This window comes from Lysinibacillus sp. NPDC096212, from assembly GCF_044763105.1.
GTDB lineage: Bacteria > Bacillota > Bacilli > Bacillales_A > Planococcaceae > Lysinibacillus.
In genome coordinates this window covers 298491-306187 of sequence record NZ_JBIWFQ010000003.1, presented here as the reverse complement: position 1 = coordinate 306187, position 7697 = coordinate 298491, and the positions used below count along the sequence as shown (strand labels likewise).

The 7697-nt window shown below is 36.9% G+C and carries 9 protein-coding genes and 1 pseudogene; 2 read left to right on the top strand and 8 right to left on the bottom strand.

The features are described 5' to 3' along the window. Positions 1–94: 94 nt before the first annotated feature. From ACIQ7T_RS04905 to ACIQ7T_RS04885, 5 genes and pseudogenes are all read right to left on the bottom strand, one after another. Positions 95–178 carry a helix-turn-helix domain-containing protein gene (locus ACIQ7T_RS04905; RefSeq protein WP_402868935.1) on the bottom strand — a complete coding sequence of 28 codons (84 nt, stop codon included), beginning with the start codon at positions 176–178 and terminating at the stop codon, positions 95–97. 50 nt (positions 179–228) lie between these two features. Continuing rightward, positions 229–432: pseudogene (locus ACIQ7T_RS04900) on the bottom strand (MerR family transcriptional regulator); the annotation flags it as partial. Between the two features lie 878 nt (positions 433–1310). Next, positions 1311–1751, bottom strand: coding sequence for a CcdC protein domain-containing protein (locus ACIQ7T_RS04895; RefSeq protein ID WP_370082155.1), 441 nt, complete (start codon positions 1749–1751; stop codon positions 1311–1313). Positions 1752–1992: 241 nt separating this feature from the next. Beyond that, a complete protein-coding gene (locus ACIQ7T_RS04890; RefSeq protein WP_370082157.1) occupies positions 1993–2997 on the bottom strand; it encodes a serine hydrolase domain-containing protein in 1005 nt (334 codons plus the stop codon). A 24-nt stretch (positions 2998–3021) separates the two neighbouring features. Further along, positions 3022–3846: a MerR family transcriptional regulator gene (locus ACIQ7T_RS04885; protein ID WP_370082159.1), complete on the bottom strand. Its 825-nt coding sequence runs from the start codon at positions 3844–3846 to the stop codon at positions 3022–3024. Positions 3847–4030: 184 nt separating this feature from the next. Here ACIQ7T_RS04885 and ACIQ7T_RS04880 point away from each other — a divergent pair, with 184 nt between their 5' ends. Continuing rightward, positions 4031–4627, top strand: coding sequence for a TetR/AcrR family transcriptional regulator (locus ACIQ7T_RS04880; RefSeq protein WP_402868916.1), 597 nt, complete (start codon positions 4031–4033; stop codon positions 4625–4627). A gap of 62 nt (positions 4628–4689) precedes the next feature. Next, a complete protein-coding gene (locus ACIQ7T_RS04875) occupies positions 4690–5832 on the top strand; it encodes an MFS transporter (RefSeq protein ID WP_370082163.1) in 1143 nt (380 codons plus the stop codon). A 275-nt stretch (positions 5833–6107) separates the two neighbouring features. Here ACIQ7T_RS04875 and mdh read toward each other — a convergent pair whose 3' ends face one another. Genes mdh through ACIQ7T_RS04860 form a run of 3 tightly spaced genes read right to left on the bottom strand, consistent with a single transcriptional unit; the run spans position 6108 to position 7688 of the window. Next, entirely contained in the window at positions 6108–7052 is a 945-nt protein-coding gene (mdh, locus tag ACIQ7T_RS04870; RefSeq protein WP_370082165.1) for a malate dehydrogenase, read from the bottom strand. Further along, a complete protein-coding gene (locus ACIQ7T_RS04865) occupies positions 7049–7411 on the bottom strand; it encodes a BMC domain-containing protein (protein ID WP_370082167.1) in 363 nt (120 codons plus the stop codon). Before ACIQ7T_RS04865 ends, mdh begins: the two co-directional genes overlap by 4 nt. Beyond that, positions 7404–7688: a EutN/CcmL family microcompartment protein gene (locus ACIQ7T_RS04860; RefSeq protein WP_132359031.1), complete on the bottom strand. Its 285-nt coding sequence runs from the start codon at positions 7686–7688 to the stop codon at positions 7404–7406. Before ACIQ7T_RS04860 ends, ACIQ7T_RS04865 begins: the two co-directional genes overlap by 8 nt. Positions 7689–7697: the final 9 nt, after the last annotated feature.

Genomic DNA, 7697 nt, shown 5'->3' with positions numbered 1-7697 from the left:
CATTATTGATTTTCTTACGAACTTCGCCCTCTTTGACTGTGCGCTTCTCGTCGTTATAAATACGTTCGCTTTCAGCCAAGAAATAATTGTAAGCCTATCTCGCAGTCCCCGCAGACTTCCAAAACAAAACCTCTTGTTCTTTAGTTGGTTTTAGTCTTATTTTTGTCGCCAATATCATTGTTTTTCCACCTCGTCAATCAACCATTTAGTTCTCTTCGACCGTATAATTTTTTGACTTGGTGTACTGACTCGACAATAGCCAATTACCAACTTTTGTGTGTCTGGTGCGTTGTCGAACTGTTTTAATTGTTCAACAGAGTAATATCTCGTACCGCCAGAAGATACATTCTCGCCCTTTGTTTCCATTCTTCTTAGCGTTACAACATTTACACCAACACGTTTAGCAAATTTCTCTATGGACATTAATTCCATGCGTACCACCTCTCTTTCACTATGATAAAATCACATTACCCTATTTAGAGAGGTTGTTAACATTTTTTTATAGTTGTATATATTTTTCTTGTTCACACTAAGACGCAACCCTCAATGCAGTCTTTCTCTCACGAGTAGACCTCTTATGCTTTCACATAAGCGCAGACTATATCTTCATCTTATCTTCTGATAAGAGCCACATTTTTCTTCCGCCATTCGCTTGCGGTTTTACTCTCCCTCAAGGAGATAGTCGTTGAACGTCCTCCTTGTCTCATTAGAGATTTAGGAGTTTCGCTGCTAAACATCCATTGTCAAAGCACTTAGCGCCACCGTTTTCCGTTGTCACGATGATCCTTTACAGACACTGAGTGATTTTTTTCAGCTTATGCTATCCTTGTTGTTTTTTCTGCTTTCGCACCGTTACGTCTGCCGTTTCCAGCTCCGCTTTGGTCACAAGGCTTTAGGAGTTAAAAGCAATTAACGTGGAGTTCGCACCAATCGCTTGATACGAAGGGTATTCTGTTATAAATCTATATTTCTATACATATTTGTATAGTTTTATCTAAATTTGTCACGACAGTTTAGTTACCCAATAAATCACACTTAATGCTTCTCCGTAGTGCTGCATTTTTTTTACATAATCAGTAAATTGTTGAACAGTCATACTTCATCCTCCTTTTCACGCTACTATTTTATCATATTTTCGAAAATTTTGTATATTATGGACTTTATAGTATTTTTATAGCAATAATAACTGTTCACAATTTTATATCTACAAAACTATTCTATTGCGAATGGCATATACAACCGCTTGTGTTCGATTCTCTGTACCAATTTTTTGTAAAAAGCGAAAGAACCATTTTAAATCCATATTTATTTCATCCCGTAAGTTGTTTGTATCTCATATAAATAATATACCGGCGAGCACATACACTACCAAGCGGTATAAACATAAGAGCATTCGTTAATGATATGACAGCATGCTCTTTTCCCCATTTTGCTGCAAGTAGACGCAAAAGAAGAATGCCAAGAAATAATATAACTCCAGCTACAGAGCTTTGTGTAGTTACGATTCCACTTTCATGATTAACACGAATTTTTTCTAATTTTCCTCTCCATATCCCGATACCTATGCCAATTATTAAACAAATGAAGTACAAGACAAAGCTTATCGGCGTTAATTTATCTGAATTTAAAACGGAAGTACACGTTATCCCAATTAACAAAATCGGTATTATCCACATTCGAGTTGGTCTAACTTTTTTCTCCCTTAACATAAGAAGAATAATGACTAAAAGGATAACCAAATAACTACTCATTTCTTTCCCTCTCTTTATTTAATAAATTCTTAATAAAAGTATAATTTAAAAGAAAAAAAACAGTCCATTTTTTAGATATTTTTTTGAACTACTGCCCTCTCAAAAAAACCTCCCCAGTTAGGAATGTAAATGACTTTAGCCGCATTTTTCATTTCTACTCGGAGAGGATTAACTTAATTGTAATAAGAAGTTGTTATTTGGATAACTCATATATCTTTCTCTTTTATGTACAGCATAAAATTTAAATTACCGCTGGGATTATATACTCTTTCATTAATGGCCATCTATCTCGTGGATTCATGATGAATTCTGAACTAATTGCCACAACCATATTCATCTTCGGTATACAACAAATCATATTGCCTCCATCCCCCATTGCTGAATATGTAGAAAGTCCATCTTCTTGTCGTAGCCACCATAAATAACCGTAATTATTATGGTTCATTTCCGTGGATTCACGAATCCATGTCTCTGAGAGAACTCTATTATCATCCCAAATGCCATTGTTTAAATAAAGGTAGCCAAATCGTGCCATATCACGAGTAGTTAATGTTAGCCCCCATCCACCTGTCGAATGACCGTATGGATCATGTACCCACCCCTTAACGTTTTTCCCGAATAAATCATCAAACCCATATGCGTTCATTTGATAGTCAGGAATTTCCTTCATGCCAAGCGGTGTAAACAAATGTTCATTAGCGAACGCTCGTGCACTCTTACCTGTACTTTCAGTAAGAATAGCTGACAATAAATGTGCGCCAGCTGTAGAATATTTAAATGCGCCTAAATCACCGTTTTTACCCATTATATCAAGTGTATATTTTATCCAATCCTGCTGTTGACATAGAACATCTAGTGGCTCATGCCAATCCTCAAATGGATATGGTACTGTCATCGTGAGAAGATGTCGTATAGTAATCTGTTGTTTCTGCTTATCAGCATCAGAAATATATTTAGGGAAAAAATCTAACACCTTTTCTTCAACGCTTTTAATATACCCTTTATCAATAGCGATGCCTATAAGCGCAGATAGTACACTTTTGGTAACAGAAGCTACATGGTGACATTCATCAGGACCTTTGCCGTTAAAATATTTTTCATAGGCTAAATGACCATTTCTAATAATTACAATGCCATTTATATTGTGATAATCACTTTTTACCATGTGCTCAAGCTTAGAAAGCTTTTCATTATTCATATATATGCTTTCAGGCTCTACCTTGTGCCAATTTATTGTTGTTTGCATAGGAACCTCCTAATGGTCGTTTTGTCATTTTTTCTTTACAGGAAAATATACCTCAGTAATATAATCTCCAGGGGAGTTTGCTTGATGTGGATCTGTTACATATATTTCATATGGCGGCAATATCAATTCATAACCCTCGTTTTCAATCCACTTCATCAAATTAGCATAGACAGATGTTAATTCGGGATATGCTCCCTTTAAAACGGATTTAGCACAGAGGCTACCAGGCAAATCTCTCGTTCCTTTGATAGACTCAGCTATTGGAATAGCGAACTCAGTATCATTACCAGTAGGATTAAATTCAGGGCTATGGTAAATTGTCATCGGCTTACCGAGTAAAGTGAGCTGCTCCTTCGCAATTTTTTCATATAACTTGCTAAAATAGGTACCGTATCCCGATGAATAGTCATCACTGCTCATTATTAGACGCTTAAAAAGGATATTTATTGGCTTTGTTTCAACCAGCTGTACTTCGATATCGTCAAGGTACGACATAATTGGTATACCCTTTTCTAAGTTTGCAATATCATGACTTAGTTGTTTAACAAGATATTCAAAAGCCTTTAGTTTTTCTTGAATTTCATTTTTCTTTTTGTTAAGGGCTGAACAAAGCATTTCTTCGGATTGATCCTCTTCTAATTCCATCATAGTTCTAATTTCTTCAAGGGAAAAACGATAGGATTTTAAACGGTTGATATAGAGCATCCTTTTTAGTTGTTCAATGGAATAATACCTATAACCGCTTTCAGCATTAATCACATCTGGATTAATTAATCCAATTTCATCGTAATATCGAAGTGTTTTTGTGGAGACACCACATATCTTCGAGAATTCTCCAATTGATAGCACAAAACCACCTCACTCTTTGATTTGTTACTTGCTACAATTCATTTATACACCTTTCCCTTAGGGCAAAGTCAATCAAGACTTATGCTTTACTACCTTTATCTTTAACTTTACTTGACTGAAAAATTTTATTGACCGTTTAGTACAAAAAAGATATTCTATTAATGTAAACGAGAGGTGGATAAATTTGACTAAACGAGGCAGACCCCGAGAGTTTGATTATTCCTCAATTGTAGATGTCGCTATGAAAACTTTTTGGATAAGAGGGTATGAGGGGTGTTCTACACAGGATTTATGCAATGATACTGGACTCGGGAAAGGTAGCTTATACAATACTTTTGGTAGTAAACATGAACTTTATAAACAAGTATTAGAACGTTACCATGAGTTTGGAATTAAGGAACAGCAGGAATTATTAAATGCTCCAATTCCATTGAAAGAGCGGTTTTGTAATTTTTTCGAATGGGCATTAAAGGAAGATTTTGAGAATATCGATCAAAAGGGTTGTTTATTAATTAATGCGAGTGTGGAAAAAGCTAAAAATGACGTAATGGTTCAAGAAATTTTCTCACGGCATGTCGAGCTTCTTAAACTAGCTATTGAAAAAGTAATGGAGGAAGGATTACGAACTGGCGAAATTTCAAAAAAGCAAACAGCTGAGGAATTAGCTAGTCTATTTTTAAGCAGTTATTACGGGTTTCGTGTTCTTAATGTTTCGATGCAAAATCGGATGTTGTCTGAGCAAATTATGAATGGAACATTGGAATCTATTTTTGGCGCTTAGTGCGCTCTTTTTTAGCATCATTTTTGTACCAATCGTTACAATAATAAATTAGGAGTGTTTTTATGCCATCGATTATTTATTTACTAGCTCTAGCAATTTTTTGTATGACTACATCTGAATTTATGGTTGCAGGTATGATGAACGAGCTTGCTCTTGCATTTCAGGTTCCTATATCTTCAATCGGGTATTTAATTACAGCTTATGCAGGAGCAATGGTGATAGGAGGTCCCATTTTAACGGCAATTCTCTTAAGAATACGCAGTAAACAAGCTTTATTATTTTTAATGTTTGTATTTTTAATTGGCCAATCGCTCGGAGCTATCGCTTGGAACTATGATAGTATGATGGTTTCACGCATTATTACCGGTATTGCTTCATCTTCAGCATTTGGTGTTGCCATATCCTTTTCTGCAACATTGGTTCTTCCTAATTCAAGGGGAAAAGCTGCATCTATTGTTCTTGCAGGTTTAATGATCGCAACAGTCCTAGGCTTACCTATAACAACAGTTATCTCGCAAAATTTTGGCTGGCGTACGAGTTTTTGGTTTGTTTCTATTCTCGTACTAGTTTCCGGGATTATGATTCAATTGTTACTACCATCATCGCCAAACAAAGCACGTTTAAACTGGAAAGATGAGCTCATGCGCTTTAAAAATATTCATCTTTGGGCAGCGTACATAACAAGTATGTTTATTATAGGTGGTACGTTTGCAGCATTTAGTTATTTCACGCCAATCTTTACAAATATCACAGGCTTTTCAAGCGCAAGTATTCCCTATTTACTTGCTCTCTATGGTAGTGCAACAGTCATTGGGAATATAATGATTGGCAAATTTGCTGATAAGTATACAATGGAAACACTTTTGTGTGGATTGATTATTTTAATCGTAGCATTGTCTTTATTTGCTTTAGGAGCTGAGAATAAATATGTTGCAGTTATTACTACTGTTTTTATTGGCTTCACTGGAGTGGCAATGAATCCTGCTATGGTGGCGAGGGTGATGAAAACTGCTAATAATGGCACGATGATAAATACCATTCATAGTTCTTTTATTACGCTTGGTATTGTTATTGGTTCATCACTTGGCGGCCTAGGTATTAGTAAAGGATATGGCTATATATCACCACTGTGGATTGGCGTTGGTTTAGCTATCCTAGGATTACTATCATTATTCCCATATTTACATAAAAGGAAGGAAAATTAATGGGTACTGCATTACGTGCGTTCCGGTGGCTACCAAGCCGTTTTTCAGCAGGTGTGTCTAAACATTCACCCTATCTTAAATTGCTCAATTTGAGTTGTATATACCAAAGAAGCTCTCCTCATCGTTTTCACGATCAAGGAGAGCTTCTACTTTTATATAAATACGGGGAGTTTTACTAGCTTTCAAGTCCAATGTTAGGTTTCCAATCAAACATTTTTAAGGGCAAAAATTTATAACAACAGATATATAGTTGGGGATCCTACATATCAAAGAAGTTAAATGTTTTGACAAATTGTTAATACTTGTTTAACGGCTTCTGCCGATTGATGGAGCGCCGCTTTTTCTTCATTTGTCAGGTGCAATTCAATGACTGATTCAATACCATTGCCACCTAATATTGTCGGCACCCCTAAAAATAATTCGTGGTAACCATACTCTCCTTCTAGTAGGGCGATAGAAGGAATTATTTTACGTTGATCTTTCATGATGATTTCAACCATCTGTGCGCAGGCAGCAGCTGGTGCATAATAAGCACTGCCATTGCCTAATAAACCAACAATTTCTCCGCCACCTTTACGTGTACGTTCTACGATTTGCTGTAGTCTATCTTGAGGAATTAGTTTTTCTAATGGGATCCCTCCAGCATAGGAATATCGAATTAAAGGGACCATTTCGTCGCCATGTCCACCTAAGACGAATCCTGATACATCCTCTGGTGCAATTTGCAGTTCTTGTGCTACAAATGTATTAAAACGCGCTGTATCTAATACACCTGATTGACCGATGATACGATTTTTCGGAAAGCCTGTTTCCTTATAGCAGACATAGGTCATGGCATCGACTGGATTGCTTAATATAAGGACTATGCTGTTTGGAGCATAATGTTTTATTTGTCTAGATACTTGTTGAATAATTTTTGCATTCGTCGTCACTAAGTCATCTCGGCTCATTCCTGGTTTACGAGGAATACCGGCTGTAATAATGACAATATTTGCTCCAGCAATATCCTCATAATTGCTCGTTCCTTTAATAGAAACATTAAACTTTTCGATTGGTCCTGTTTGTAATAAATCCAGCGCCTTTCCTTTTGTCGGATTTTCCGCTTCTGGAATATCTAACAGGACAATATCTCCTAGCTCTTTTTGTGCCAAAAATAAGCTTAAAGTTGCACCAGTATGACCAGCACCGATGACAGCAATTTTACTTTTTCGAAATGTCATTTTGCCTCACCTCGATTGTCAGTGGCTGCTGTTTCCGTCGTTTTTTTAGCACGTGTTGCTGCTGGTGCCGGCTTTTTCTTCAGTGCTTCCGGTCCTTTAATCATCTGAAAAACATCTTCATCAGGTCTCGGAATTACGTGAGCGCCTAATAGTTCTCCAACGCGTTTAGCCGCCTCTTTTCCAGCATCAACAGCTGCTTGAACTGAACCAACATCACCTTTAACTACTACAGTAACGATGCCACCATCAACAAATTCTTGTTTGACGATGGTCACATCTGCCGCCTTTATCATCGCGTCTGCTGCCTCAAAAGAACCAACTAATCCTTTCGTCTCAATCATTCCAATTGCGCTACCCATTTTCCTCACCTCGCATCACTTCCGTAGAATCAATAATACCTATAACGACCGCATCGATAGGCAATGGATTTTCTTTCATAATATATCGGGATGATCCACCACTTGTAATGAGCACATCATCTCCAATTCCTGCCCCGATACGGTCAGCTGCTACAATTTCTGTACGAATCGGCTGTTGATTGGAATCGATTGGTTGAATAATTAATAATTTTAAGCCATTCAACCCTTCTTCTTTACGTGTTGCCCATACACTACCGATCACTCTGCCCATCTGCATGAACTTCAC